21 protein-coding genes are annotated in these 24,655 nt (G+C 63.0%); 2 read left to right on the top strand and 19 right to left on the bottom strand.

The features are described 5' to 3' along the window. The first annotated feature begins 7 nt into the window (after positions 1 to 7). Positions 8 to 721, top strand: a complete 714-nt coding sequence (gene nucS / locus HMPREF2944_RS06020; RefSeq protein WP_049343625.1) for an endonuclease NucS — start codon at positions 8 to 10, stop codon at positions 719 to 721. A 154-nt stretch (positions 722 to 875) separates the two neighbouring features. Here the strand turns inward: nucS and HMPREF2944_RS06015 are convergent, their stop codons facing one another. The 13 genes from HMPREF2944_RS06015 to HMPREF2944_RS05955 all read right to left on the bottom strand — a co-directional run bounded on the left by HMPREF2944_RS06015 (position 876) and on the right by HMPREF2944_RS05955 (position 14,411). After that, positions 876 to 1,133, bottom strand: a complete 258-nt coding sequence (locus HMPREF2944_RS06015) for an ATP synthase F0F1 subunit epsilon (protein ID WP_049333657.1) — start codon at positions 1,131 to 1,133, stop codon at positions 876 to 878. 2 nt (positions 1,134 to 1,135) lie between these two features. Next, positions 1,136 to 2,599 (bottom strand): F0F1 ATP synthase subunit beta, encoded by a 1,464-nt coding sequence (gene atpD / locus HMPREF2944_RS06010; RefSeq protein WP_049343626.1) that lies wholly within the window; start codon positions 2,597 to 2,599, stop codon positions 1,136 to 1,138. Positions 2,600 to 2,655: 56 nt separating this feature from the next. Beyond that, the gene (locus HMPREF2944_RS06005; RefSeq protein WP_049333662.1) at positions 2,656 to 3,597 is read right to left on the bottom strand and encodes a F0F1 ATP synthase subunit gamma; all 942 of its coding nucleotides are present in this window, start codon (positions 3,595 to 3,597) and stop codon (positions 2,656 to 2,658) included. A gap of 75 nt (positions 3,598 to 3,672) precedes the next feature. After that, positions 3,673 to 5,298: a F0F1 ATP synthase subunit alpha gene (atpA, locus tag HMPREF2944_RS06000; protein WP_049333664.1), complete on the bottom strand. Its 1,626-nt coding sequence runs from the start codon at positions 5,296 to 5,298 to the stop codon at positions 3,673 to 3,675. Between the two features lie 188 nt (positions 5,299 to 5,486). Beyond that, complete coding sequence (locus HMPREF2944_RS05995) at positions 5,487 to 6,299, bottom strand: F0F1 ATP synthase subunit delta (protein ID WP_049343638.1); 813 nt, start codon at positions 6,297 to 6,299, stop codon at positions 5,487 to 5,489. Beyond that, on the bottom strand, positions 6,299 to 6,856 hold the full coding sequence (locus HMPREF2944_RS05990) for a F0F1 ATP synthase subunit B (protein ID WP_049333667.1): 558 nt from the start codon (positions 6,854 to 6,856) through the stop codon (positions 6,299 to 6,301). Before HMPREF2944_RS05990 ends, HMPREF2944_RS05995 begins: the two co-directional genes overlap by 1 nt. Positions 6,857 to 6,907: 51 nt before the next feature. Next, a complete protein-coding gene (gene atpE / locus HMPREF2944_RS05985) occupies positions 6,908 to 7,111 on the bottom strand; it encodes an ATP synthase F0 subunit C (protein WP_049333669.1) in 204 nt (67 codons plus the stop codon). A 171-nt stretch (positions 7,112 to 7,282) separates the two neighbouring features. Then, positions 7,283 to 8,080 (bottom strand): F0F1 ATP synthase subunit A, encoded by a 798-nt coding sequence (atpB, locus tag HMPREF2944_RS05980; protein ID WP_049343642.1) that lies wholly within the window; start codon positions 8,078 to 8,080, stop codon positions 7,283 to 7,285. Positions 8,081 to 8,192: 112 nt separating this feature from the next. After that, the gene (locus tag HMPREF2944_RS05975; protein WP_070681492.1) at positions 8,193 to 8,453 is read right to left on the bottom strand and encodes a hypothetical protein; all 261 of its coding nucleotides are present in this window, start codon (positions 8,451 to 8,453) and stop codon (positions 8,193 to 8,195) included. A 29-nt stretch (positions 8,454 to 8,482) separates the two neighbouring features. Next, a complete protein-coding gene (locus tag HMPREF2944_RS05970) occupies positions 8,483 to 8,995 on the bottom strand; it encodes a hypothetical protein (protein WP_141755742.1) in 513 nt (170 codons plus the stop codon). Positions 8,996 to 9,054: 59 nt separating this feature from the next. Continuing rightward, positions 9,055 to 10,368, bottom strand: coding sequence for an MraY family glycosyltransferase (locus HMPREF2944_RS05965; RefSeq protein ID WP_070681487.1), 1,314 nt, complete (start codon positions 10,366 to 10,368; stop codon positions 9,055 to 9,057). 108 nt (positions 10,369 to 10,476) lie between these two features. Then, a complete protein-coding gene (locus HMPREF2944_RS05960) occupies positions 10,477 to 12,435 on the bottom strand; it encodes a polysaccharide biosynthesis protein (protein ID WP_070681482.1) in 1,959 nt (652 codons plus the stop codon). Next, positions 12,435 to 14,411: a glycosyltransferase gene (locus HMPREF2944_RS05955; protein ID WP_070681480.1), complete on the bottom strand. Its 1,977-nt coding sequence runs from the start codon at positions 14,409 to 14,411 to the stop codon at positions 12,435 to 12,437. The genes HMPREF2944_RS05960 and HMPREF2944_RS05955 overlap by 1 nt, the downstream gene beginning before the upstream one ends. Before the next feature lie 531 nt (positions 14,412 to 14,942). On the opposite strand from HMPREF2944_RS05955, the gene HMPREF2944_RS05950 reads away from it, so the two are divergent. Beyond that, complete coding sequence (locus HMPREF2944_RS05950) at positions 14,943 to 15,944, top strand: NAD-dependent epimerase/dehydratase family protein (protein ID WP_070635161.1); 1,002 nt, start codon at positions 14,943 to 14,945, stop codon at positions 15,942 to 15,944. A gap of 127 nt (positions 15,945 to 16,071) precedes the next feature. On the opposite strand, the gene HMPREF2944_RS05945 is transcribed toward HMPREF2944_RS05950, so the two are convergent. The 6 genes from HMPREF2944_RS05945 to thrC form a co-directional block, all read right to left on the bottom strand. Next, positions 16,072 to 17,244 carry an L-threonylcarbamoyladenylate synthase gene (locus tag HMPREF2944_RS05945; protein WP_070681477.1) on the bottom strand — a complete coding sequence of 391 codons (1,173 nt, stop codon included), beginning with the start codon at positions 17,242 to 17,244 and terminating at the stop codon, positions 16,072 to 16,074. Positions 17,245 to 17,432: 188 nt separating this feature from the next. After that, a complete protein-coding gene (gene prmC, locus HMPREF2944_RS05940; protein ID WP_070681475.1) occupies positions 17,433 to 18,335 on the bottom strand; it encodes a peptide chain release factor N(5)-glutamine methyltransferase in 903 nt (300 codons plus the stop codon). Positions 18,336 to 18,488: 153 nt separating this feature from the next. Next, positions 18,489 to 19,571, bottom strand: a complete 1,083-nt coding sequence (prfA, locus tag HMPREF2944_RS05935) for a peptide chain release factor 1 (protein WP_070681471.1) — start codon at positions 19,569 to 19,571, stop codon at positions 18,489 to 18,491. A 151-nt stretch (positions 19,572 to 19,722) separates the two neighbouring features. Continuing rightward, positions 19,723 to 21,864: a transcription termination factor Rho gene (rho, locus tag HMPREF2944_RS05930; protein WP_070681468.1), complete on the bottom strand. Its 2,142-nt coding sequence runs from the start codon at positions 21,862 to 21,864 to the stop codon at positions 19,723 to 19,725. Between the two features lie 493 nt (positions 21,865 to 22,357). Further along, positions 22,358 to 23,326 carry a homoserine kinase gene (thrB, locus tag HMPREF2944_RS05925; protein WP_070649112.1) on the bottom strand — a complete coding sequence of 323 codons (969 nt, stop codon included), beginning with the start codon at positions 23,324 to 23,326 and terminating at the stop codon, positions 22,358 to 22,360. Positions 23,327 to 23,489: 163 nt separating this feature from the next. Next, positions 23,490 to 24,590: a threonine synthase gene (gene thrC, locus HMPREF2944_RS05920; protein WP_070634431.1), complete on the bottom strand. Its 1,101-nt coding sequence runs from the start codon at positions 24,588 to 24,590 to the stop codon at positions 23,490 to 23,492. Positions 24,591 to 24,655: the final 65 nt, after the last annotated feature.

Below are 24,655 nucleotides of genomic sequence, written 5' to 3'. Positions count from 1 at the left end.
TGGACGGATGCGTATTGTCATTGCTGAATGTTCCGTTGATTACGAGGGCCGTTTGCGCGCCCACCTTCCTCGCGCCACCCGCCTGCTCATGGTGAAGAACGACGGCTCGGTTCTCATTCACTCCGACGGCGGCTCCTACAAGCCCCTGAACTGGATGAGCCCTCCCTGTTCCCTACTGGTGGCTGAGCGTGAGGACGTTCCGCAGAGCATCCGTGAGGACCTGGAGCCCGACGTTCAGCAGCTCTGGACGGTGCAGGCCGCCAAGAGCGACGACCGTCTGCTCATTCGCATCTACAGCATCGAGCACGAGCACTCCACCGACCTGGGCGTGGACCCGGGCCTCATCAAGGACGGCGTGGAAGCCGACCTACAGCGCCTACTCGCCGAGCAGATCCACACCCTGGGCGAGGGCTACTCCCTCGTGCGCCGCGAATTCCCCACCGCGATTGGCCCGGTCGACATCATGGCCAAGGACGCGCACGGCGTCTCCGTGGCGGTCGAGCTCAAGCGTGTGGGCGATATCGACGGCGTGGAGCAGCTCACCCGCTACCTGGAGCTGCTCAACCGTGACCCGCTGCTAGCGCCGGTGCAGGGCGTATTCGCCGCTCAGACCATCAAGCCGCAGGCCCGCACCCTGGCCGAGGACCGCGGCATCCGCTGCGTGAGCCTGGACTACGACGCAATGCGCGGCGTGGACGACAGCGCGGACCGTCTGTTCTAAGCGGCTCTAGACAACTCATAGGGGTGCTTCCTGTGCTTTGGGAAGCGCCCCTCTTCTGCGCACACGATGTAGCCCGGATACAGTAATCGCCGGTGCCCCTCCCCCTACGGGGTGAGGCACCGGCGATTGCTATATCACCGAGTCCAGGCGGGACCTAGACCCGTGCGTGCTTGGCGGCGATGGTCACGTGATCGTTCGAGACGGTCAAGAAACCAGCGTTGAGGGTGGTCTTAATGGTTTCGCCCTCAACAGGTTCGATGAGCAGCTCGCCGTCCTGTGCCAGCAGTGCGCAGGTGGGAATCATGCCCGGCAGAATACCGAGCTCACCGTCGACGGAGCGTGCGCGAACGTAGTTCGCCTCACCGGTCCACACCGTGCGCTCACGGGAAACAACTTCAACCTTCAGAGCCATGATTACTTAGCTCCAGTCTGTGCCTTGATTTCCTCGTAGCGGCGCATGACGTCGTCCATACCACCAATGTTGTAGAAGGCCTGCTCGGGGATGTGGTCGACATCGCCGTTGCAGATCATCTGGAAGGACTCGATGGTGTCCTTCAGCGGAACGGTCGAACCCTCGACACCGGTGAACTGCTTTGCAGTGTAGGTGTTCTGGGAGAGGAACTGCTCGATACGACGTGCACGTGCCACGACGATCTTCTGCTCCTCGGAGAGCTCGTCCACACCCAGAATCGCGATGATGTCCTGCAGTTCCTTGTTTTCCTGCAGAATAGCCTTCACGCGAATTGCGGTGTCGTAGTGCTCCTGACCGATGTACTGTGCGTCCAGAATTCGGGAGGTGGAGGACAGCGGGTCAATTGCCGGGTACAGACCGCGCGATGCGATTTCACGAGAGAGCTCGGTGGTTGCATCCAGGTGCGCGAAGGTGGTTGCCGGCGCCGGGTCGGTGTAGTCATCCGCAGGCACGTAAATTGCCTGCATGGAGGTGATGGAGTGACCGCGGGTGGAGGTAATACGCTCCTGCAGCAGACCCATTTCGTCGGCGAGGTTCGGCTGGTAACCCACTGCGGAGGGCATGCGGCCCAGCAGGGTGGAAACCTCAGAACCTGCCTGAGTGAAACGGAAGATGTTGTCGATGAAGAGCAGCACGTCCTGGTTCTTCACATCGCGGAAGTACTCCGCCATGGTCAGACCGGTCAGCGCCACGCGCAGACGGGTTCCCGGGGGCTCATCCATCTGGCCGAACACGAGGGCGGTGTCCTTCAGAACGCCTGCCTCTTCCATTTCGACCCACAGGTCGTTACCCTCACGGGTACGCTCGCCCACACCGGTGAACACGGAGGTACCACCGAAGTTACGAGCCACACGGGTAATCATTTCCTGGATCAGCACGGTCTTACCCACGCCTGCACCACCGAACAGACCGATCTTACCGCCCTTGATGTAGGGGGTCAGAAGGTCGATGGACTTGATGCCGGTCTCCAGCATTTCGGTGGAGCCTTCCAGCTCTGCGAAGCCGGGAGCGGCACGGTGGATCGGCCAGTAGGTGTCAGCCTTGATCTCGGAGTTCGGCACGTCGAGGGCGTCACCGAGCACGTTGAAGAGGTGGCCCTTCACGCCGTCACCGACGGGAACGGAAATCGGTGCGCCGGTGTCGACCACAGCCTGACCGCGGACCAGGCCGTCGGTCTGCTGCAGGGAGATGGCGCGAACAATCGAGTCGCCCAGGTGCTGAGCGGTCTCGAAGGTGATGGTGCGGGTGCGGCCGTCGAGGGTCAGCTCGGTAGTCAGAGCGTTGTAAATCTCGGGGACCTGACCGGCGGGGAACTCGACGTCGACCACGGGGCCGATGACGCGGGCAATACGACCCGTTGCGCCCTGAGTCGGTGCGGAGACCGAATCGTTGTAGGTGGCAGTCATATTTCTCACTTACTTAGAAAGTTTGGACAGTTGATGGCTTCGTTGGCGTACCGATACTAGGAGCCGAGGGCGTCTGCGCCGCCCACGATTTCGGAGAGCTCCTGAGTAATTTCCGCCTGACGTGCGTTGTTCATCAAACGGGTGTACTTGGTAATCAGCGTCTCGGCGTTGTCGCCCGCGGTCTTCATTGCGCGCTGGCGGGATGCCAGCTCACTTGCTGCTGCCTGCAGGAGGCAGGAGAAGATACGCGATGCAATGTAGCGCGGCAACAGCGCGTTGAGCACTTCCTCAGCGGAGGGCTCGAACTCGAAGGATGCCGCCTGCTCGTACTCAGCCTTGGTCAGTTCCTGATCGGGAACGATTTCCTCGCCCAGTGCCTTTGCCTCGCCCACGTGGATGGGCAGCAGGCGCAGGATCTTGGGTTCCTGAACAACCATCGACTTGAATTCGGTGTACACGATGTGCAGTTCGTCCACGCCGCCCTCTTCGAAGGGCAGATCGTAGGCTTCGAGCAGCGCGTCACGGATCTCGACGGCGGTTTCGACGCGGGGTGCATCGGTGTGGCCCTCCCACGCACGGGCGTAGGGGCGCTCACGGAACTCGAAGTAAGCCTTTGCCTTACGGCCAACCAGGTACAGCTGTACCTCCTGGCCGTTAGAGCGCAGCCTCTCAATCAGAGATTCGGTACGACGCAGGATGGCGGAGGAGTACGAGCCGGCCAGACCGCGGTCACTGGTGACGACCAGGATTGCGGAGCGGCGGTGTTCGTAGGTGCCAAACTCGTGCGGCTTGTAAATCAGCGGGTGCTGAATACCCTTCTGGGTCGCAACCGCAGTCACCACGCGGGTCAGAGCGTTCGCGTAAGGGCCGGCAGCCTGAGCAGCGTTACGAGCCTTGTTAATGCGGGAGGTCGCGATCATCTCCATCGCCTTGAAGATCTTCTTCATGGACGACGTCGAAGCAATCTTCTGTCGGTAAACCCTAATCTGGGCTCCCATAGAGCTTCCTTTCTCCTGCTCGTCTGCCCCGCCCCGACCCTAGAGCCGGGGCGGGCAGGGAGCGAGGACTAATCGCTAACCGATGGTTTCCTGGGTGATGTCGCTATCGCGAGCTGCCTTGTGCTCCTCGTGACCTGCGTCGACGAGGTGGCTGCTGCCCTCAGACTGGAAACCCTGCTTGAACTCGGTCACCGCGGTCTTCAGAGCGGCAACGGTGTCGTCCTCAAGCTTGCCGGAGGAGGCAATGTCGGTCAGGACCGAGGTCTTGTGACGCAGGTACTCGATGAAGCCTGCCTCGAAGCGCAGCACGTCGGAGACCTCAATGTCGTCGAGGTAGCCGTTGGTGCCGGCCCAGATGGAGACAACCTGCTCCTCGACGGCGTACGGGGTGTACTGCGGCTGACGCAGCAGCTCGGTCAGGCGGGAACCGCGGGTCAGCTGAGCCTTGGTGGCGTCGTCCAGGTCGGATGCGAACATCGCGAACGCTTCCATTGCACGGTACTGTGCCAGCTCCAGCTTCAGGGTACCGGAGACCTTCTTCATAGCCTTGGTCTGTGCGGCACCACCAACGCGGGACACGGAGATACCGACGTCCACTGCCGGGCGCTGGTTAGCGTTGAACAGATCGGACTGCAGGAAGATCTGGCCGTCAGTAATGGAGATGACGTTGGTCGGGATGAAGGCGGAAACGTCGTTTGCCTTGGTCTCAATGATCGGGAAGCCGGTCATCGAGCCTGCGCCCAGGTCGTCGGAGAGCTTAGCGCAACGCTCCAGCAGGCGGGAGTGCAGGTAGAAGACGTCACCGGGGTATGCTTCACGTCCCGGCGGGCGACGCAGCAGCAGGGACACGGCGCGGTATGCTTCTGCCTGCTTCGACAGGTCGTCGAAGATGATGAGGACGTGCTTGCCGCCGTACATCCAGTGCTGGCCGATAGCCGAACCGGTGTAGGGTGCCAGGTACTTGAAGCCGGCTGCGTCGGATGCGGGAGATGCCACGATGGTGGTGTACTCCAGCGCGCCGCGGGTCTCCAGGGTGTGGCGGACAGCCGCGATGGTGGATGCCTTCTGGCCGACGGCCACGTAGATGCATCGAACCTGCTTGTCCGGGTCACCGGAAGCCCAGTTGTCCTTCTGGTTCAGGATGGTGTCGATCGCGATAGCGGTCTTACCGGTCTGGCGGTCACCAATAATCAGCTGACGCTGACCGCGGCCGATCGGAATCATCGAGTCGATTGCCTTCAGACCGGTCTGCAGCGGCTCGTGAACCGACTTACGCTGGGTCACGCCGGGAGCCTGCAGCTCCAGTGCGCGGCGGCCTTCAGCCTCGATGGGGCCCAGGTCGTCAATCGGGTTACCGAGGGGGTCAACAACGCGACCGAGGTACGCGTCGCCAACGGGCACCGAGAGAACCTCACCGGTGCGGTGTACAACCTGACCCTCTTCAATACCGGTGAAGTCACCCAGGACAATCACACCAATATTGCGGGTATCCAGGTTCTGTGCGAGGCCGAGGGTGCCGTCTTCGAAACGAAGCAGCTCATTCGCCATCACCGAGGGAAGGCCCTCGACGCGAGCGATACCGTCGGAGGCCGATACAACTCGACCCACCTCAACACGTTCTGCATTGCCGGGTTCGTAAGACGCTGCAAACTCGTTCAGCGCATTACGGACATCGTCGGCATTGATGGTCAGTTCGGCCATCTTGTGTCCCTGCTCTCTCATTGTGGTTACGTTCCATCAACGGAACTAACCGAAACTTGCAATCCGGGTTCAACGGGCGGGCCATGCCGCCTCCGCGTTGGAGGAGGCATACGCCGCGCACCCGCCTACCCGAGGTATCTTCTAAATCACCGTTGCGACGAACGGTTCAGCGTCGCTAGCTTGAGCCGCTAGCCGATGGAACGAGACAGGTCGGACATACGGGTCTCGACGGTACCGTCGATCACCTCGTCGCCCACCTGAACACGCAAACCGCCCAGAACGGCGGGATCCACCGAAACGTCGAGCTTCAGCTCGCGGCCGTACACGGCGTTGAGTGCGCGACCGAGACGTTCAAGCTGTGCCTGCGACAGGTTGATTGCGCTGGTAACGCGCGCAATGTAACGGTTCTGTCGCTTGACGATGATTTCTGCGAACTCGTCGGCAGCCCGCGCGGCGTGAAGGCCACGAGGATTAGAGCCAACTCGTTCGAGCAGAAGCACACCCTCGGCGGTGGTGGCGGGGCCACCGAGCGCCACGGCGAGCTTCTTCTTTGCTTCTTTGCTTGCCTGATGGTCGGACAGCGCTTCCTGCGCCTGAGCGTTGGAATCAACGGTACGCACAAAGGTGAGTAGTTCGTTGAGTACCTCGTCCAGGGCATCCACGCCACCGCGAGACTGAGCCGATGCGATCACGGCGAGCACCGCTGCACGTTCCAGGGCATCCGACAGATCGGAATCCTCGGACCAGCGCTGAGCCACCGCATTGGTGAGCACAGCCATGGCCTGGGAAGAAATCTTACCGTCGAAAACGGAATTGACGATTCCCTGGCGGGCCGCTGCGTCACGCGAAGAATCGGTGACGGCGCGGCGAAGGGTGCCGTTATGGTCGAGCACGTCGACCAGTGCGAAAAGCTCGCCCGCAAGCTTCAGAGGCTGCAGGGAAGCGTGGGCTTCCAGAACCTCTTCCACCTTGCTCAGTGATTCAGTAGATACTCCTGCCATTACCGAGCCGCACCTGCGTTCTGCTTCTCGGTTTCAAGGTCAGCAAGAAAACGATCTACCACACGGGCCGATCGCTCATCATCGTTGAGGGCTTCGCCCACAATCTTGCCGGCAAGGGTGGTAGCCAGAGTGCCAACCTCGGAACGGAGGGACACTGCTGCTGCCGCACGCTCTGCCTCGATAGCCTTCAGCGCGTTATCGCTAATGCGCTGTGCTTCAGCGGTTGCACGCTCGCGAGCGTCGGCAATGATTGCCTCGCCCTCTGCGCGTGCCTCTTCACGAATCTTCTGAGCCTCCAGTCGAGCGCTTTCGAGCTGCTGGGTGTACTCATCGCGAGCCGCTGCAGCCTCTGCCTGTGCCTTCTCGGCCTTGGCAAGGCCACCTTCGATTGCTTCCTTACGGTCCTGGTAGATCTTCTCGAACGCCGGGACGACGTACTTAGCAACGATGTAGTAGAGGATCAGGAATCCGATGAGGGTAATGACAATTTCCCCGACGTCGGGAATGAGGGGGTTCGAAGCTGCCTCCGCTCCCCCTTCGCTTGCCAGATAAATCATGGAGGGAATCCTGTTCTATGGGATGGGTCGTTTAGGATGTGGCGGAGCCGGTTACTTGATGAAGACGAGAACCAGGCCCAGAATTGCCAGTGCCTCGACCAGTGCGAAGCCCAGGAACAGCATGGGCTGCAGAGTCTTCTGAGACTCGGGCTGACGAGCAACGCTGGTCATGTAAGCCGCGAAGACCAGACCCACGCCGATGCCGCCGCCGATAGCTGCCAGACCGTAGCCAACCGCAGTGATGGAACCAACCATTATTTTTCCTTTCAACAGTGCTCAACCGGGAACATACCCGAACAGAGCAGAGTTTGATTTGAGTTATAGCCCGCACAATGAACGTGTGGGTTGCTTTATTCTTATCCGGAGCCGGTACCCCAGCCCCGAACGCGAAAACCTAATAAAAAATCTAAAGTGTCAGCGAGCTGACTAGTGGCCCTCAGACACCGAGCCCTGCAGGTACACAGCCAGCAGCAGAGCGAACACGTACGCCTGGATACACTGAATCATGAATTCCAGGAAGTACAGGAACAGGCCCAGGGCGCCGGGAGCGATGGCGGCCAGGTAGCCGATACCGCCAAGAGCCTCAACCATGTAGGTCACCATGCTGGAGGCAACCATCAGCGCCAGGTGACCACCGAACATGGTGGCGAACAGACGCAGTGCGTGGGTTGCGGGGCGAATCAGCATGTTCGAGAAGAACTCGATCGGAATCAGAATGGGGTAGATCCAGAACGGCAGGCCCGCAGGCATGGTGATGTCCTTGAAGAAGCCGCCCAGGCCCTTGCGCTTGATGCCCACGCCAACCCAGGTCAGGTATGCCACGCCAGCCAGCGCGTAGGCGCTACCGGGGTGGGAGAAGGAGGGCAGCTGGATGAACGGAATCGCGCCGTAAAGGTTGTTCACCAGAACGAAGAAGAAGGAGGCGAACAGAATCGGAACGAAAGGCTTGTAGTGCTGAACGCCCAGAGTTTCCTTGCCCAGAGAGTTGCGTGCAAACAGGTAGCCGGATTCAGCAATGAACTGAGTCTTTCCGGGAACCATGGCACGCTTGCGTGCTGCGGTGAGGAAGAAGACCGCAATAATCACCACGGAGAGTAGCACCAGCACGTTCTGCTTACCAAAGGCGAAATCACCAATGGTGAAGAAGGGGGGAAGATGCATGTCTTCCGGGTTCGGCGGAACATAGGCTCCGGCTTCCGCGAGGATCAACCCGTTCTCGATCAAAGCAAGTCCTTTCTTGCTGCTTGTGGCTATCAAGAGCCCATGTCAGCTCTTGCGTGACTGACATGCTAACTACATGGATGAATGTGTGACCTAGCGGTCCGCGTTCAATGACCTAGCGGTCCGTATTCTGCCTGGTCATATGGGTGAAGACGAGGGTTAAACCCCCGATGGCGCCGATTAAGACGCCAACCCATACCATCCAGGTGGTGGAGAAGACCAGGTCACCGAGGTAACCAATACCTCCCCACACCGCAACGCCGATGATCAGGTAGAGAATTGACATCACGGCGCCGGAGAGACCTCCGCCGGATACCAATTCTCCGGTGGTGCGGAGCTTTCGATCTCCGTCCCACCACTTCTTCTCCTCGGCCAAACGTATATTCCTTTCAAACACCTATCGTGTTACCGACCATGGTCTTCCGAGTCGGTGTCGAAATACAAAATTCTCAATCGTGCAATGCTGACTGTCTCAATAACAATCCACAGAATCACGCCGGTGCATGCGCCTGCGAGAGTCCAACCGTGCCTCAGGTTCTCTGGGAACGGAACAAACATCAACACCAGACCGAGCAGGGCAATCTTCACAAGGTAGCTCACCACCAGCGATTTGGGTACGCCCCAGTCGAAAATGGGAGCAAGCAGCATAACTAATACGCCCAGAGTGAAGCATATATAGATTATCAGAAAGCCCAATGTTATTCCTAGCGCGCCCACGGGGCCCGCGAACAGGTACGCACTCATCATACCGCCGAACCAAGCCAGCAAAGAGCATGCCGATACCCTGTAGAACAAAAATTTCCAGGAAAGCTCTTGACTCTCGTAAGAAGATGCCCTCAGTCCTACCCGGGCACGCTCTCGGCGACGTTCCCGTTGCCTCCTACGCTCCGCGGGTGGATACCACAGAACATCGGCCACGCGCCTCCAGACGGGCTCTGCTACAGCTTCCTTTTGAGGTTGTGGCGACCTAGACACCATTAGTGTTTCTCCCCACGGTTCTGTTTCGACTGAGGCGCAGAAGAGCGCTCATTAGAAGGCTGCTCCGCGCGATCTTTCACCGAGTCCGGAATGATGGGCGCGGGATGCAGGGAGGTCGGCTCCACCCGCTCCGGGGTTGCGGGAACACCGGTCGCAGAAGAAGAGGAGGTACCCCGACCCGCCTTCTTCGGGGCTGCCGGCTGCTCCGCGGGAGAAGCCGACGAGGGGGTACCGACCTCGGCAGAGGAGCCACCCTTCGCTGCCTTCGTCAGGTCAATCGTCGAGCTGGGGGCTTCGCCGCCAAAAAGCTGCGGCATACGCAGGTACACGGCCAGCACGGCGAGCGCCACAAGCACCACGCCGAGCGCGGCGAAAGCGGCACCCGAGGTGTACAGATCCGAGGCAAAGGCCAACAGGACCCACACCAAAATCGTCACGCCCGTGACCACTGCTGTCGATCCCAGGTGGCTGAAGCCGACATCCGTCAGGCGCTGATACACGTGGGTGCGGTGCGGCTTGTACCACTGCTCCCCCGCCATGAAGCGGCGAAAGAGAGTCGAACCGGCATCGGCCAGGTAGGTGACGAGAGGAGCGAAGGCCAGCAGCACCGGAACGTCAGCAAACCAGGCGCCCACCGCCAGAGTGCCCAGGGCCGTACCCAGCACGTAGGAACCGGCATCCCCCAGAAAGACGTTCTTGCCCGGGCGCACGTTCCACGGCAGAAATGCCAGGTACGCGCCGGCCACCGCCACGCCCCCCATAGCCAGCCAGGGCAGGTTGACCATCCAACCGGTCAGCGCGTACGCCAAACCGGCCACCAGGCCGTGAGCACCCGAGATGCCGTTGATGCCGTCCATAAAGTTGGCCACGTTAATGTAGCCCGCGATGAACACGGCACCGACCACCACCAGCAGCGGGTTGGTACCCTGAACCGTCGCGAAACTGACGCTCACCAGCACACCGATGACCAGCTGCAGGGCAGCGCGACGAACGATACTCACGCCGCGAATATCTTCGAGCCAGCCCAGGGCCAGGGAGAAAAGCATGGCGGCGGCAATCGTGATGGCCAGCTGCAGGGACTCAGCGGAGCGGTAGGTCCAGCCCAGCAGGGTCGCCACGAGGAAAGCCAGCAGGGTCGCCGCGGCCGTCGCCAGGCCCATGCCGCGGTAGGTCGGCGTGGTGTGCGAGGACCGTTCGTTGGGGATGTCCACCATGTTGTAGCGATGCAGAATCGGACGCACCGCAAAGGGCAGGAGGGCACCGGCAATCACCGCAAGAACGAAAATGCTCGTTAGCTCGGGAAAGGAGGTCATGATGGCTCCTGGTCGTACTGTCTCGTGAATGTGTTTATCGTATGGCTCCGCCGACCCCGGGGCGCCGGGAAGACGCTCCGATAGGGGCGGCGTCGAAGAGCCGGTCGGTTAGAAGGTCTGCGCGTTCTCCAGGGTGCGCGGATCGGGCGCGCGCTCCAGGCCGTGGCGTTCGTAGCCGCTGTGCTCGCGGTAGTTCTGAATCCACAGCTCGTAATCCAGCTCGTCCGGGTTCAGGGCCGGCGCGCTCGAGCGTGAAATGTAGCGGTTCTCCTTGCTGGGCACGAGCTTCTCCGTATCGCCGAAGAGCGTCTCGTCTAGCTTCTCGCCCTTGCGCAGGCCAATCTCCTTGATTTCAACGTCGTAGCGTTCGTAGGCCTGGCGCATCGCCTTGGCCACGTCCAGGATCTTGACCGGCTGGCCCATATCCAGCACCATGACCTCGCCCGGACGGCCAATCGCACCGGCCAGCATCACGAGCAGGCAGGCATCCGCGATGAGCATGAAGTAGCGGGTCGCGCGCTTATCGGTCAGGGTAATCGGGCCGCCCGAGAGAATCTGCTTGGTGAAGAGCGGCTTAATCGAGCCGCGCGAACCAAACACGTTGCCGAACCGCACCGACACGTAGGTGTTGCCGGTCTTCTCGCCAAAGTACGCGGTCAGGCGCTCCGCCACGCGCTTGGACTGGCCCAGGGCCGTCTTCGGGTCCGCCGCCTTATCGGTCGAAACGTTTACGAAGGTCTTTACGCCCACGGCCTCGGCGGCACGCAGCACGTTCAGGGAGCCCAGGGAGTTCGTCTTCCAGGCCTCCTGCGGGTAGGCCTCCAGCGCCGACACGTGCTTCAGCGCGGCGGCGTGGAACACCACCTCGGGGCGGCGCTCCCGGAAAATCTCCAGCAGGGTATCGCCCTCGCGAATATCCGCGAGGATGATGCGGTCGTCGTCCAGGCTTGACTCGTGCGTAATCGACACCTTGGTGTCCATCAGCAGAGTCTCGTCGTGGTCGAGCATCATCAGGGTCTCGGGCTCAAATTCGCTAATCTGGCGGCAGAGCTCAGAACCAATCGAACCGCCAGCACCCGTCACCAGAACGCGCTTGCCGTGCAGGTACGAACGGAGGATATCGCGATCGATATCGTAGTTAATCTCACCGCGGATTACGCGCATCAGGTCGTTATCGCTCGCGTTCACCAGGCGCTCACCCATCAGGCGGGCGTTCGCGCTGCTGATACGCTGCACCTCAACCTTCAGGCGACGCATGCGCTCGCAGAAGGCCTCAAAATAGTCCTCCGGCATATCGGAAATCGTGACGATCACCTTGTGAGTGCCCGATTCGCGAATCGCTCGCTCAAGCTCGCGGTAGGTCGTAATCACCTGGATACCGTGGAACTTAGTGCCGGCCTTCAGCGGGTCATCGTCGAAGACCGCCACGGGGCGCAGCTTCGCCTCCTCATCGTGCAGCATGGAATCCATCACCATGCCGCCGATGAAACCGGCGCCGTACACGATCACCGGTTCGCCCGTCAGCTCACGCACCGCGCCGCGCTCGGTATAGACGCGCTTGGCCATGCGGGCACCGGCCATCATAATCAGGCTGAACGCCGCGGCAATCGCGGGCACACTGTGCGGAATGTGCGGCAGGCCAACAAGCTCATCCACAAAGGAGAAACCGGTCAGCACCACGCCCGTGCTCAGCGCCGCCGCCGCGGCGCGCCACGACTCGTCAAAGGATCCGTAGGAGTACACGCCGTTATAAATCTTGGCTGCCGCCAAACCGAAAATCAGCTGTAGCAGCACCGCCCCGGCGGCCGTAATCGTCAGCGAAATGGGGTGGATGATGTCAAACACCGAGCCATTGCTAAGTAGCACGCTATAGCGCAGCATGTACGCGAACAGCACCGCAAGAACCCAGGCGCTCGAGTCAATCAGCGCCTGCGCAATCAGCCACCACGGCTTGCGCTCGTACAGACGATTCACCAGAACGGCTCCGGAATCGCCCTCCGTCATCAGCGTGCCGCGCTGAGCAGCACGTCGTACCGCCTCGTGGGCGTCAGATTTCAGCTGGGCCATTAAAAGCCTCCTTCAGATGTGGCACCGGTGAAACGGTCCGAAGATGAGCGAGTAGAGGATGCGCGTGCGGCCACGGTGGACAGCGCGCGGAAAGCATTTCGGCGCAGGGCCTCGGGCACGAAGCGGTACACGCTACGCACCGCCATGTTCTGCGCCCAGCGGGCCTTCGAAATGGCGTGGCCCGTGTACAGTCGGCGTTGAATCGCCCAGTCCTGCTTCCAGGCGTCCACTCCCCCGCGCTTCGTGTAGGCGCCGGCGCCCACGCGGTAACGCACGAGAGGTGTGGGCAGGTTGCCCAGGCGGTAGCCGGCGTCGCGCAGGCGCATCCACAGCCACCAATCCTCGGCACCGGGCACGTACTCGTAACCGCCGAGGGTCTGGACGGCACTCTTACGGAATGCCACCGAGGGGTGGTATATCGGGTTGCGCGAATCCATGGCGCGGAGCAGCCGTTCGGGCTCGACGATGGCCTCGCGAACCGACTCGACCGCCGAGTTGTTCTCGTTGACCTCGAGCATGGCCGAACCGAGCAGCGCGTAGCCACCCGCGGCCAGGGCCGGAATCAGCTCTGCGAAGCGGGTGGGCTCGGAAATATCGTCAGAATCGGCGCGCGCCACCAGCTCGTAGCTGCAGGCCCGCAGACCCGCGTTCAGTGCCTCGGCCAAACCCACGTTCTGCGGTAGCTCCACGAGCTGAATCGGCGGGCAATCCAGGTTCTCGGCGCGGGCAACCCAGCGGTCCACCACGGTGCGCAGCTCGGGGGTGAGCGGACCGTCCAGAACCAGCACGAGCTCGGAGGGGCGCAGGGTCTGGTTCAGCAGATTCGATTCCAGCGCCTGTTCCAGGTACGCGGGGTTCTCCTTCGCGTACACGCTCATGAGCACCGAGAAGTCGGGGGCGGAGCTCACGCATCCGGCGGCCCCGGCGTTTCCAGTCGCGACCGGCGCGGGGTTCGAGGCCGGAACGCCGTAGCGCCCCGGGAAGGTCAGCGGGTAGATGCCCTCCAGCACCCGGCGGTTCGGGGCGGGCGGGCGCAGGCCGTCACGCAGACCGTTCAGGAAGTACCCCAGGTAGGTCCGGCGGTCGTCGGTACGAAGCAGGGTGGAGACCCACAGGCGGGCCGAAGAACCACCGTAGAGCAGCTTTTCCAGCGGGTTCAGGGTACGCGAGCGCGTAAACACCCACAGCTTATTGCGCACGTCGTTATAGAAGCGCGGGCCGGGGTTAGCGTTCGTCGTGCCGAAGGTCTTGGTGTGGTGCTTCGCCACCGAGGAAGGCACCGCAATGCCGTCGCGGTGGTGAATCAGGCGGGTCGAGAATTCGAAATCGTCGTTCCAGATGAAGAATTCGGCGATGGGCAAACCGCCGTTACGGCGGATGGCCTGCGCGTCCATGAGAATCGAGACGAAGGAGGCGCTACGAATCGGGCGGGCCCCCACCGCGAGGGCGCGGGCGTGACGCCGCTCCCCCGCCGCAAACATCGTGCGAGGGGTGTTCATGGGGTGGTCCTCACCGTTCGTCCATACCACGCGAGAGGCCACCACCGCGGGGCGTTCGGCGGGAACCTCAGAGTAGCCGAGCCACGCTTCAACGGCCTCGGCAAGGGTGTTTTCGGTCGGCTCGGTGTCATCATCCATGACCCACACAAGGTCGGGGTTGTGGCGTTCCAGGGCGCGGTCGATACCCACCGCGAAACCGCCGGCGCCGCCCATGTTCTGCCGCAGGGTAATGCGGTCCACCGGCAGCTCGTACTCCAGGGAGTCCAGGTATGCGGCGGTGTCATCGGTGGAAGCGTTATCGACGATGACCACGGCGACCGGGCGCATCCGGCCCGAGGCGATGCCTGCCAGGGTCTTGGGAAGCAAATCGTGGCGGTTGTAGGTTACGACCACCGCGACGGTGCGGGGTTCGTGCTGACCGTCATGTTCGGCGGGGTGCTGGACAGGCGCGGGTCGGTCGCTGTGCTGTTCTGCCATAGTGTTCTCCCTCCGCGGCGCCGAGGCACCTTATCCGTTCAACGTTGAGGCATATCCTTCTCCGTGCGGGGACCGGGTGTTTCGGCGGTGCCCGCGACGCTCATGAATGAGGATATACCTCTCCAAAGTGACCATTTTACCGGGGTCTTCATCTCGAGGTGAATCTTCCCCCACTAACGCACCCATTATGACGCATATTCAACCTCAACCGGTTGTTTTTTCGCATGTCGGACGGGGCCGAACCCGCAATAGTTCACCCTTCGCCAGAGGGTGAATAACCTCTAAGGATTAGGTGGAGACGCAGGTTACGAGTTGGTATTACGGCCCGCGGCGAAGCAAAGTGCCGTTCAGCCAATGTTTTCAAGGCTGTTTTCGATGGCTCCCCTGTGCCCGAGCTGTGCCCGTCGTGCGAAAAAGCGACCAAAAACCGGTCACCGCCCCAACAATTCACCATAACCGGTGCAAATATGCGAAAGTTGAAATGACCCTGTTTTTCCCCGCACCGACCGCGGGCTTTTGAGAGGTAAAGACATGTCCGAATCCAGGTGGAAAGTCATTGGCGCCAGCGGCTTTGTTGGTTCCGCCATCGTTGCGCGTCTGAACGCAGAGGGTATCAGCGTCGATCCCATTGAAGCGCCCCGCCTCGCCACCCGATCCCTTGACGTAGACAGCATTATCGACGAGGCAGAACAGCTGGAAGGCATCATCGATTCCCTCGCCGAAGCCTTCGCCAGCGCGCAGGTCGTGGTGAACGCCGCCGGCCTCGCCGCCCCGAACATGCAGGACCTGCCCCCGCTCATGGGTGCGAACGCCCTGCTGCCGGCCGTCATCGCGATTGCCGCCCAGCGCACCGGCGTGCGCCGCGTCATTCATCTCTCCTCCGCCGCCGTGCAGGGCCCCCGCCCCGTACTCGACGCATCCGAGGAGACCGCCCCCTTCAGCGCCTACTCGTTCTCCAAGACCCTTGGCGAAGAGGCGCTGCTCGACCTGCAGGACTACTTCCTGGATGAGCACCCCGAGAGCGCACCCGAGCTGTGCATCCTGCGCGCAACCAGCGTTCAGGGTCGCGGCCGCCGCACGACCGAGCTCTTTGCCAAGATGGCTTCCTCCCCCTTCGCATCGGTGGCCGGTGCGGGCCAGGGCAAGTCCCCCGTCTCCAGCGTGTACGCGCTGGCCGAGTTCGTGGTGATGCTCGGAACCTTCCCCGGCGAGCTGCCCACCATCGTGCTGCAGCCCTGGGAAGGTGCAACCGTCGCCTCCGCGTCGCTGGATGCGGGCCGCCGCAAGCCCCACCACCTGCCCGAATGGTTCTGCCGTGCGGCCATCAAGGCCGGCTACAAGGTATCGGAGCTCATGAACGATAGGTTCTCCGGTTCCGTGCGTAAGGTCGAGGTCATGTGGTTCGGTCAGGGTATTGACGATTCCTGGGCCCGCAAGAACAACCTGCTACCCACCCCGCGGGTGCGCGAGGTGTTGCGCACCGCCCACACGGCACTGGGCAAGAAGAAGGATCGCCGCTTCGCCAATAGCTAGGTGGCGCCGCCTCCGGCGAGAAAACCGCCTAATGCGCGAGAGATAGCATAAGGGAACGCCCGATATATCTGCTGATATATCGGGCGTTCCCTTAAGTTTTACTCCTGAGTTTTAACCGTGGCCGGGCCTACAGGTGATCTTCGGTGGCTTCCGGGGCCTCGGCCTTAGCTTCAGGTTCGGTCTTCTTCTGTTCCGCCTTCGCTTCAGTCTTCGGGGCGGCGGGTGCCTCGCCAAAGACCAGGGCGCGGGCAGTATCGGCGGGGACAGGCTGGACCCGCGGCTCATCCGCGTGAATCGGCTTGGGAGTGTTGTCGCGGTAGCCGCGCGAGCGCTCCTGGTCCACCGAGCTGATGCCGAATCCAGAACCCAGCGCGCTCGTAGCGCCCAGCAGGGAGGCGGCAATCGAACCGGCCGCGGGTGCCTCGGCGCGGCGGGCGGGTTCGCCGCTCACCGTGTGGGTGCTGTCCCACTGCTCGTATGCTTCGTCCAGGCCCTCCTGCTCGTCCAGCGCCTGCTGGGAGGCATCCGAGGTGTTCGACGCGCTCTGCGAGGAGGCCTGCGCCTCCTCAACCTTGCGAGCCGCCTGTTCGTCGGCCTCGGCGCGGGTCAGGATCGAGGGGACCACCTCACGGAGCTCCTCAACGGGAATCGCGCCCTCGCGCACCACCACGTAGGGGAACGAGGTGCAGTCCAGGATGGTCGAGGGAGCCGGCTCGCGTTCGGTCACCACAACCACGCCGTCCTCGTTAGGCTCGGACTCGTGCGGCTTCGGGCGGGGGCCACCGTCAATAACCACCGCGACGTCCTCGCCCAGGGAGTCCATGGCGGCCTGGGCGGTCGCGGCCGCCTCCTGGCCAGTCTTGTTAGCGCTCGAGACGGCCAGCGGGCCGTGCTCGGTCAGCAGCTTCAGGGCAAACTCGTCGTCGGGAACACGCACCGCGACGGTGCCTCGGGTCTCGCCCAGGTCCCAGCTCAGCGAGGGGTAGGCGTGAAGAATGACGGTCAGCGCGCCGGGCCAGAAACGGTAGCCCAGGTCGTAGATGTCGTCCGGAACGTCGTCCACCACGCCGGCGAGCGCCGCAATATTAAAGATGAGTACGGGCGGCGGCATGGTGCGGTCGCGGCCCTTATCTGCCAGCAGTTTGGCAACGCCCTGATGCGAGAAGGCATCGGCGGCAATACCGTAGACGGTATCGGTGGGCATCACAATCGTGTCGTGCGCCTTGAGGGCCTCGCGGGCGGCGTCCAGCGCCTCGCGGGTCTCGGTTTCAGTCGTTACGGGGTACAGCTTTGCAGTCACGGGTTATATTGTCTCACGTTTTATGGATTGCGGCGATACGCCGGGGAGGGTGCGCGTCACGGGGTTGACGCGTCGCGCCTCGTCGGCGGCTGATGCGACGGTTAGGATGCGCGGCGGCTCCGTTCGGTGGCCCCGCCCGGCTCGGAGGCTCTAGGAGTCGGCCCCGATGCTAGGAGTCGACCCGGAGGCTAGGAGCCCGCGGCGGCGGGTTTGTAGCCCGCGCTGTGCCGGGGCCTGCCGTTCAGGTCCCGCACCGGGTAGCACCGCTCGAAGCCAACGCGCGCCAGGAGCTCGGCGACGGCTTCTTCCTGGGTGTCGTCGTGCTCCATCATGAAGAACCCTCCGGGGGCCAGCAGCTCGTAGGCGCGGGCGGCGATGGCGGAGGGCATCTGCATGCCGTCTTCTCCCCCGCCGTACAGCGCCATGTCCGGGTCATGCAGGGCGGCCTCCGGGTCGGCGGGCACGTTCGCCGGCGGAATGTACGGCGGGTTGGAGAGCACCGCATCGAAGCGGCCGGCCAGCTCGGTGAGGGCGGTGAGGGCGTCCCCCTGCACCAGGTGCACGCCCAGCGGCTCCAGGTTCTTGCGGGCGTAGGGGATGGCCTCTTCGGAGAGCTCCACCGCGAACACCTGCGCGTTCGGAAGTTCGCTCTTGATTGCCGCCGCAATGGCGCCGGACCCCGTGCACAAATCGACGACACGCAACGGACCGGTCGCCGGCTCAACGCGTGCGCTCAGCACCTTGAGGGCTTCTTCGACGAGTAGCTCCGTCTCGGGCCGGGGTACGAATACGCCGGGCCCGACGGACAGCTCTAGGCGGTAGAAGGGAGCGGAGCCGGTGATGTGCTGCAGCGGTTCGCGGCGGGCGCGGCGGGCGATCAGCGCCTCGTACTCTGCGACCTGCGCGGGGGTGAGCCGCTCCCCCATGAGTGCGGCGTGCTGTAGGCGCGAGCGCGAACCGTCGTAGAGCAGGTGCGCGGCGAGGAGCTCGGCGTCCACGCGGGGGCTGGGCACCTGCGCCAGGGCCGCGGTGGCGCGCGCAAGTACCTGCGCGAGTTCTTCCCCGCGCGGGTCGTGCACATTCACCTTCATGAGCTCTCCTTCTTCTGTACGTTCCCCCGCCAAAGACGGGAACGGAGTTCGGGCTACCGAGCCTCGTAAATGCGGATGGGGCCATCGTGTGACACGATGACCCCATCCTACGTTCAGACGACCCACCCGCTCCTACGGGCTGGGCGTGCGGAACTACTTCTGTTCCTGGCCCACCTGAGCGAGGCGGTGCGCCTCGTCCATCTCAATAGCGGACTGAACCACCGGCTCCAGGTCACCGTTCAGCACGGCGTCCAGGTTGTACGCCTTGTAGCCGGTACGGTGATCCGCAATGCGGTTCTCCGGGAAGTTGTAGGTACGGATGCGCTCCGAACGGTCCATAGTGCGCACCTGCGAAGCACGGTGTGCCGCGTTCTCAGCGTCAATCTGCTCCTGCTGGTGAGCCAGCAGTCGCGCACGCAGCACGCGCATCGCGGCTTCACGGTTCTGCAGCTGAGACTTCTCGTTCTGCATCGCCACGACAATACCGGTCGGCAGGTGGGTAATACGCACCGCCGAGTCGGTGGTGTTCACCGACTGGCCGCCGGGGCCCGAAGAACGGTACACGTCAATCTTCAGGTCGTTCTGGTTAATCTCGATTTCCTCGGGCTCGTCCACCTCGGGGAACACCAGCACACCGGCAGCGGAGGTGTGAATACGGCCCTGAGACTCGGTCGCCGGAACACGCTGCACGCGGTGCACGCCACCCTCGTACTTCAGGTGCGCCCACACGCCCTCAGCCGGCTCGTTCGAGGAGCCCTTAATAGCAATCTGGGCGTCCTTGTAACCACCCACGTCGGTGCTGGTCGACGAGATGATCTCGGTCTTCCAACCCTTGTGCTCGGCGTAACGCATGTACATGCGCAGCAGGTCGCCCGCGAACAGGGCGGCCTCGTCACCACCGGCACCGGCCTTCACCTCAAGAATGACATTACGGCCATCATCCGGGTCACGCGGAATCAGCAGGCGACGCAGCTTCTCCTGGGCGGCCTCCAGTTCCTCCTCCAGGCCGGGCACCTCAGCGGCGAACTCCGGATCCTCCTCGGCCATCTCGCGGGCGGCCTCAAGGTCGTCCTTGAGCGAGGTGTACTTGTTGTAGGCGGTCACGATACCGGTCAGCTCCGCGTAGCGGCGACCCACTCGGCGTGCCTTACCCTGGTTCGACTGCACGGCGGGATCGGCCAGCTGATTCTGCAGGTCAGCGTGCTCGTCCAGCAGAACCTGAATAGATTCAAACATTCTGTTCTCTCTTCCATCTCCCGCACTTTACGCCGCACGGGCGGGCACTAGAATTCGTCACTCCCCTGACGGGGCGCCTCGCTGGGAGGCACGGGTGAACGCCTCACGCGCCCCACCGTCGTACCGGGGTGGGGCGCGTGAAACACGGGTCTTAGTCGACCAGGCGCAGACCGTTCTTCTGCACCGTGAGCAGGAACTCCACGTTGCTTTCGGTCTTGCGCAGCTGGTTGGTCAGAACGCCCAGGGCCTGCTCGGGCTCCATGCCGGCCAGGGCACGGCGCAGACCCCACATGATCTTGATTTCGTCCGGGGAGAGCAGGTTCTCTTCGCGGCGAGTACCGGAGGCGTTGATGTCCACGGCCGGGAAGATACGCTTGTCGGCCAGCTGGCGGGACAGACGCAGCTCCATGTTACCGGTACCCTTGAACTCCTCGAAGATCACTTCGTCCATCTTCGAGCCGGTCTCGACCAGGGCGGTAGCCAGAATGGTCAGCGAGCCGCCCTCTTCAATGTTGCGGGCCGCACCGAAGAACTTCTTCGGCGGGTACAGTGCGGCGGAATCCACACCACCGGACAGAATACGACCGGATGCCGGAGCAGCCAGGTTGTAGGCGCGGCCCAGGCGGGTCATGGAGTCCAGCAGCACGACCACATCGTAGCCCAGCTCCACCATGCGCTTAGCGCGCTCAATGGCCAGCTCGGCAACCGTGGTGTGATCCTCGGCGGGGCGGTCGAAGGTCGAGGCGATAACCTCACCCTTGACGGTGCGCTGCATGTCGGTCACTTCTTCAGGACGCTCATCCACCAGGACCATCATCAGGTACACGTCGGGGTTGTTCACGGTAATCGCGTTTGCGATGGACTGCAGCATGAGGGTCTTACCGGCCTTCGGCGGCGAGACAATCAGACCGCGCTGGCCCTTACCGATTGGGGACACCAGGTCCACAACGCGGGTACCCAGCTTCTTCGGGGTGGTCTCCAGGCGCAGACGCTCCTTGGGGTACAGCGGGGTCAGCTTGGAGAAGACGCGGCGGTTAGCGGCCTCTTCAACGCTCTGACCGTTGATAGCCTCAACCTGAACCAGGGCATTGAAGCGCTGGCGGCTGTTCGACTCGCCCTCGCGCGGCACGCGAATCGCGCCGAGCACGTGGTCGCCCTTACGCAGGTTGTACTTCTTCACCTGGGCCAGGGAGACGTACACGTCGTTGGTGCCCGGCAGGTAGCCGGTGGTGCGCACGAACGCGTAGTTATCGAGGATGTCCAGCACACCCGAAATCGGTGCCAGCACATCGTCTTCGTTCAGGCGGGGCTCGTTCTCCTCGCGGCGGCGAGCCTGCTTCTCTGCGCGCTCCGCCTGGCGGTCGCGCTTGGAACGGCGCTCGGTGCGTTCAGAATTCTTACGCTCGGCACGCTCTGCGCGCTCGGCCTGACGGTCGCGCTTGGAACGGCGCTCGGTACGCTCTGCGCGTTCGGTGCGCTCGCCATCCTGGTCGCGGCGACGCTCACGGGTGCGGGTGCGCTTGGAGCTCTTCTCGCCGTCAACGGCGCCGAAGGTCATGTCCAGGGCAGCGTTCAGGCTGTCCAGGCTTGCGGTGCCATCGGCGGTGGAGGCCTTCAGCTCGGAGGAGTTCGGAGCCGAATCGCCCGGCTCGGAACGCTCAGAGATACGCTCTGCGGCCAGCTCGGCGCGCACATCCAGCGGGGGAAGCTCGGCGGGCTTCTCGTCCTTGCGGCTACGGCGGGTGCGCTTCTCGGGCTTCTCACCCTTCTCGGAGGCCTCGGGGGCGTCCTGGCCCTCGGCGGCGCGGCGAGCGCGGGCACGCTTCTGGGCGGGGGTCTCGTAACGCGAAGAGCGGGTGCGCTTCTCGGACTTCTCAGACTTTTCGGAGCCCTCGGACTCGCTCTTCTCTGCCTTCTCGGCCTGTGCCTCGGCGTCCTTCTGAGCGCGGGTACGGCGGGTGCGGCGAGTCTTCTGGACGGGCTCGGAGTCCTTCTCACCCTCGGCGGGAGCCTCAGCGGAGGCCTCGGCGGCCTTCTCCTCGGCCTTCGCGGTGGGCTTTTCGGAAGTCTTCTCGGCGGGGGTCTCGGCCTTCGGAGCGGCCGGGGCAGCTACGGCGCCACCACGCTGGTGCTCCTCCAGAGCCTGAACCAGCTCCGCCTTCTTCAGCTTCAGGTAGCCACGAATACCCAGCTGCTGAGCCAGGACGCGCAGCTGCGCGACCTTCAAATTTGCCAGTTCCGGCGCGGTCGATGCCGTGCCGAACTCATCGGTGACAACAATATTTTTTGCCAACTACAATTCCTTTGGTTGTAAGCCCTGAAAATCTTCAGAATAAAGATCGGGCGGGCGCTATAGCGCGGTCAAAGGTTCCTGCGCCGCCGCAGAACGCGGCGACCTGCACCTTCGACTCCCTCGAACCGCGCTGGAGGCGGTTCGCGTCTCTTACCGTACCCGCCGATTCAGACACGGCGGGCACACACGGAAGATAAGGCGCTCTATCATTATGCGTGCACCCCTCATTCATCGGACTCGCACCTGGGGCCTGGGGCCGGCGGGTCAAGAATGAACGGTCGGAGGGTTCAATCGCCGTGACCGAGACCGTCCCTTCACGTCGACACCCTGCGGGTGAGGCATTGTAGAAGGTAAGCTCCCCTCCGAGGCCCAACCGGGTACAAGGTCCGGAAAGGGGCGAAACGGGGTGAGGTACAGAACGTACCCGCGAGGAAGCGTCAATTACGGTCGTCGTCGAACGGCGGGTAGAACCCGCGATAGGACGTTACACGTCCTACTGAGTAACTATAACACCTTCAGTATCAATTTCAAGAGGGAGCACGCGCCACTTCAGACGACGGTCCTCCACCTCGCTCGCGGGGCTCTGCGCCTCGAACTCGGCAATAGCCTCGGCGGCCTGCTGCACCTGCTCATCACCGCGGGCGAAGGTCAGGACGGTCGGGCCAGCGCCCGAAATCACGGCGGCCAGGCCGCGCTCGCGCAGGAAGGCAACCAGGGCGGCCGACGGCTCCATGGCGGGAACGCGGTAGCCCTGATGCAGGTAGTCCACCGTCGCATCCATGAGGTACTCGGGAGCATCCGAGAGCGAACGCACCAGCAGCGCGGAACGCGCCGAATTGGCCGCGGCCCGAGCGTGAGGAATCTCCGCGGGAATCAGGGAACGGGCCAGCTTCGTGGACACCTCGTAGTCGGGCACGGCCACGACCGGACGCACCTGCGGGTGCACCGGAATAATCAGGGAGTGCCACTCCCCCAGCTGTCCCCAGGACACCGAGAGGTTACCGTAAATCGCAGGAGCCACGTTATCGGGGTGACCCTCCATATCGGAGGCGACCTGCAGCATACGCTCGCGGTCCAGGCGGTGCTCCTCGGGCAGCAGCGCGCTGGCGGCCGCCACGCCGGCAACAATCGCGGAGGCCGAAGAGCCCATGCCGCGCGAGTGCGGAATCTTGTTATCCGCAATCAGCTTCAGCGGGGGTAGATCCTCCAGGCCGGCCGCCTCAAAAGCCGCCTTCATGGCGCGAACCACCAGGTGGTTTTCGTTGCGCGGAACCTCGGCGCTACCCTCACCCGTCAGCTCAAATTCCAGGCCGGACTCGATGCGCTCAACCCTCAGCTCATCGTAGAATCCCAGGCCCAGGCCCAGGCTGTCGTAGCCGGGACCCAAATTGGCGCTCGTGGCGGGCACGCGCACGGTGACGGATGCGCCCACGGGAATATCAGAAAGGTTCAGGGAAGACATGTGAAGAGGTACCTCGCGATCGGTGACGGAGTGAGCGAGCGGGATGCTGATAATCCGCACATCCGCCATAACAATGGGTGGTGGCGGGGTACGGGCCCCGCCATCATGCAGGTGCACCCCGCCCCGAAAACCGGGACGGAGTGCACCTCGTAGTACGAATAGGCTAGTGCAAATCGAGAATATTTGCCACAGCAACCACGTCGAAGGGAGCCTTGGTCGGCTCGACCTTCACGCCGTTCACTGCCTCCAGGGCCCACTGCGGGTCCTTCAGGCCGTGGCCGGTCACGGTGATGACGATGGTCTTACCCTCGGGGGCCTCACCCGCGCGGTGCTTCTTCAGCAGACCCGCCACACCGGCGGCCGAAGCAGGCTCCACGAACACGCCCTCGCGCGAGGACAGCCAGCGGTGCGCCTCGAGAATCTCCTCGTCGGTCACGGCCTCAATCACGCCGCCGGACTCGTCGCGGGCGGCCTCGGCCTTCTCCCACGAAGCGGGGTTACCGATGCGGATCGCGGTTGCAATGGTCTCGGGGTTCTCGATGGGGTGACCCGCCACAATCGGGGCGGCACCGGCGGCCTGGAAGCCCCACATGATCGGGCGCTTGGTGGCCACGGGCTCCAGAACCTCGCCGTCACGGTTGGTGTAGGGCTCGGAGTACTCCTTGTAGCCCTTCCAGTACGCGGTGATGTTACCGGCGTTGCCGACCGGCAGCATGTGGTAGTCGGGGGCGTCGCCCAGGGTGTCGACGACCTCGAAGGAACCGGTCTTCTGACCCTCGATACGGTAGGGGTTCACCGAGTTCACCAGGAACACGGGGTAGTTCTCGCTGAGCTTGCGAGCAATCTCAAGGCAGTTGTCGAAGTTGCCGTCAATCTGAATGATGTCGGCACCGTGAGCAATCGCCTGGGAGAGCTTACCCATGGAAATCTTGCCGTCCGGAACCAGCACTGCACAGCGCAGGCCGGCCTGCAGCGCGTAGGCTGCGGCGGAAGCGGAGGTGTTACCGGTCGAAGCGCACACCACTGCCTTCGCGCCGTCACGCTTAGCGGCGGTCATGGCGCTGGTCATGCCGCGGTCCTTGAAGGAACCGGTCGGGTTCATACCCTCGAACTTCAGGTAAACGGTGTTGCCGGTCTCGGCGGACAGCGCCGGGGCGTGAATCAGCGGGGTGCCACCCTCACCCAGAGTCACGACCTGAACGTCCTCACCGAAGGGCAGACGGTCACGGTATTCCTTGATAACGCCCTGCCACACGTGTGCCATTGGCTTCTCCTTTAATCTTGAGGCGCACCGCCCGCCGGGGTCCTGTGACCCCGATAGCGGGTACG

The sequence above is a fragment of the Rothia sp. HMSC072E10 genome (genome assembly GCF_001813965.1).
Taxonomy (GTDB): Bacteria; Actinomycetota; Actinomycetes; order Actinomycetales; family Micrococcaceae; genus Rothia; species Rothia mucilaginosa_A.
The sequence above is the reverse complement of the archived record's forward strand: the minus strand, read 5'-3'. Positions and strand labels throughout refer to the sequence as shown.

What these genes read in the sequence shown, in the direction of transcription:
- nucS (WP_049343625.1), top strand. Translation starts at nt 8, where the DNA reads ATGCGTATTGTCATTGCTGAATGTTCCGTTGATTACGAGGGCCGTTTG.
- HMPREF2944_RS06015 (WP_049333657.1), bottom strand. Translation starts at nt 1,133, where the DNA reads ATGGCTCTGAAGGTTGAAGTTGTTTCCCGTGAGCGCACGGTGTGGACC.
- atpD (WP_049343626.1), bottom strand. Translation starts at nt 2,599, where the DNA reads ATGACTGCCACCTACAACGATTCGGTCTCCGCACCGACTCAGGGCGCA.
- HMPREF2944_RS06005 (WP_049333662.1), bottom strand. Translation starts at nt 3,597, where the DNA reads ATGGGAGCCCAGATTAGGGTTTACCGACAGAAGATTGCTTCGACGTCG.
- atpA (WP_049333664.1), bottom strand. Translation starts at nt 5,298, where the DNA reads ATGGCCGAACTGACCATCAATGCCGACGATGTCCGTAATGCGCTGAAC.
- HMPREF2944_RS05995 (WP_049343638.1), bottom strand. Translation starts at nt 6,299, where the DNA reads ATGGCAGGAGTATCTACTGAATCACTGAGCAAGGTGGAAGAGGTTCTG.
- HMPREF2944_RS05990 (WP_049333667.1), bottom strand. Translation starts at nt 6,856, where the DNA reads ATGATTTATCTGGCAAGCGAAGGGGGAGCGGAGGCAGCTTCGAACCCC.
- atpE (WP_049333669.1), bottom strand. Translation starts at nt 7,111, where the DNA reads ATGGTTGGTTCCATCACTGCGGTTGGCTACGGTCTGGCAGCTATCGGC.
- HMPREF2944_RS05965 (WP_070681487.1), bottom strand. Translation starts at nt 10,368, where the DNA reads ATGACCTCCTTTCCCGAGCTAACGAGCATTTTCGTTCTTGCGGTGATT.
- HMPREF2944_RS05960 (WP_070681482.1), bottom strand. Translation starts at nt 12,435, where the DNA reads ATGGCCCAGCTGAAATCTGACGCCCACGAGGCGGTACGACGTGCTGCT.
- HMPREF2944_RS05955 (WP_070681480.1), bottom strand. Translation starts at nt 14,411, where the DNA reads ATGGCAGAACAGCACAGCGACCGACCCGCGCCTGTCCAGCACCCCGCC.
- HMPREF2944_RS05950 (WP_070635161.1), top strand. Translation starts at nt 14,943, where the DNA reads ATGTCCGAATCCAGGTGGAAAGTCATTGGCGCCAGCGGCTTTGTTGGT.
- prmC (WP_070681475.1), bottom strand. Translation starts at nt 18,335, where the DNA reads ATGAAGGTGAATGTGCACGACCCGCGCGGGGAAGAACTCGCGCAGGTA.
- prfA (WP_070681471.1), bottom strand. Translation starts at nt 19,571, where the DNA reads ATGTTTGAATCTATTCAGGTTCTGCTGGACGAGCACGCTGACCTGCAG.
- thrB (WP_070649112.1), bottom strand. Translation starts at nt 23,326, where the DNA reads ATGTCTTCCCTGAACCTTTCTGATATTCCCGTGGGCGCATCCGTCACC.
- thrC (WP_070634431.1), bottom strand. Translation starts at nt 24,590, where the DNA reads ATGGCACACGTGTGGCAGGGCGTTATCAAGGAATACCGTGACCGTCTG.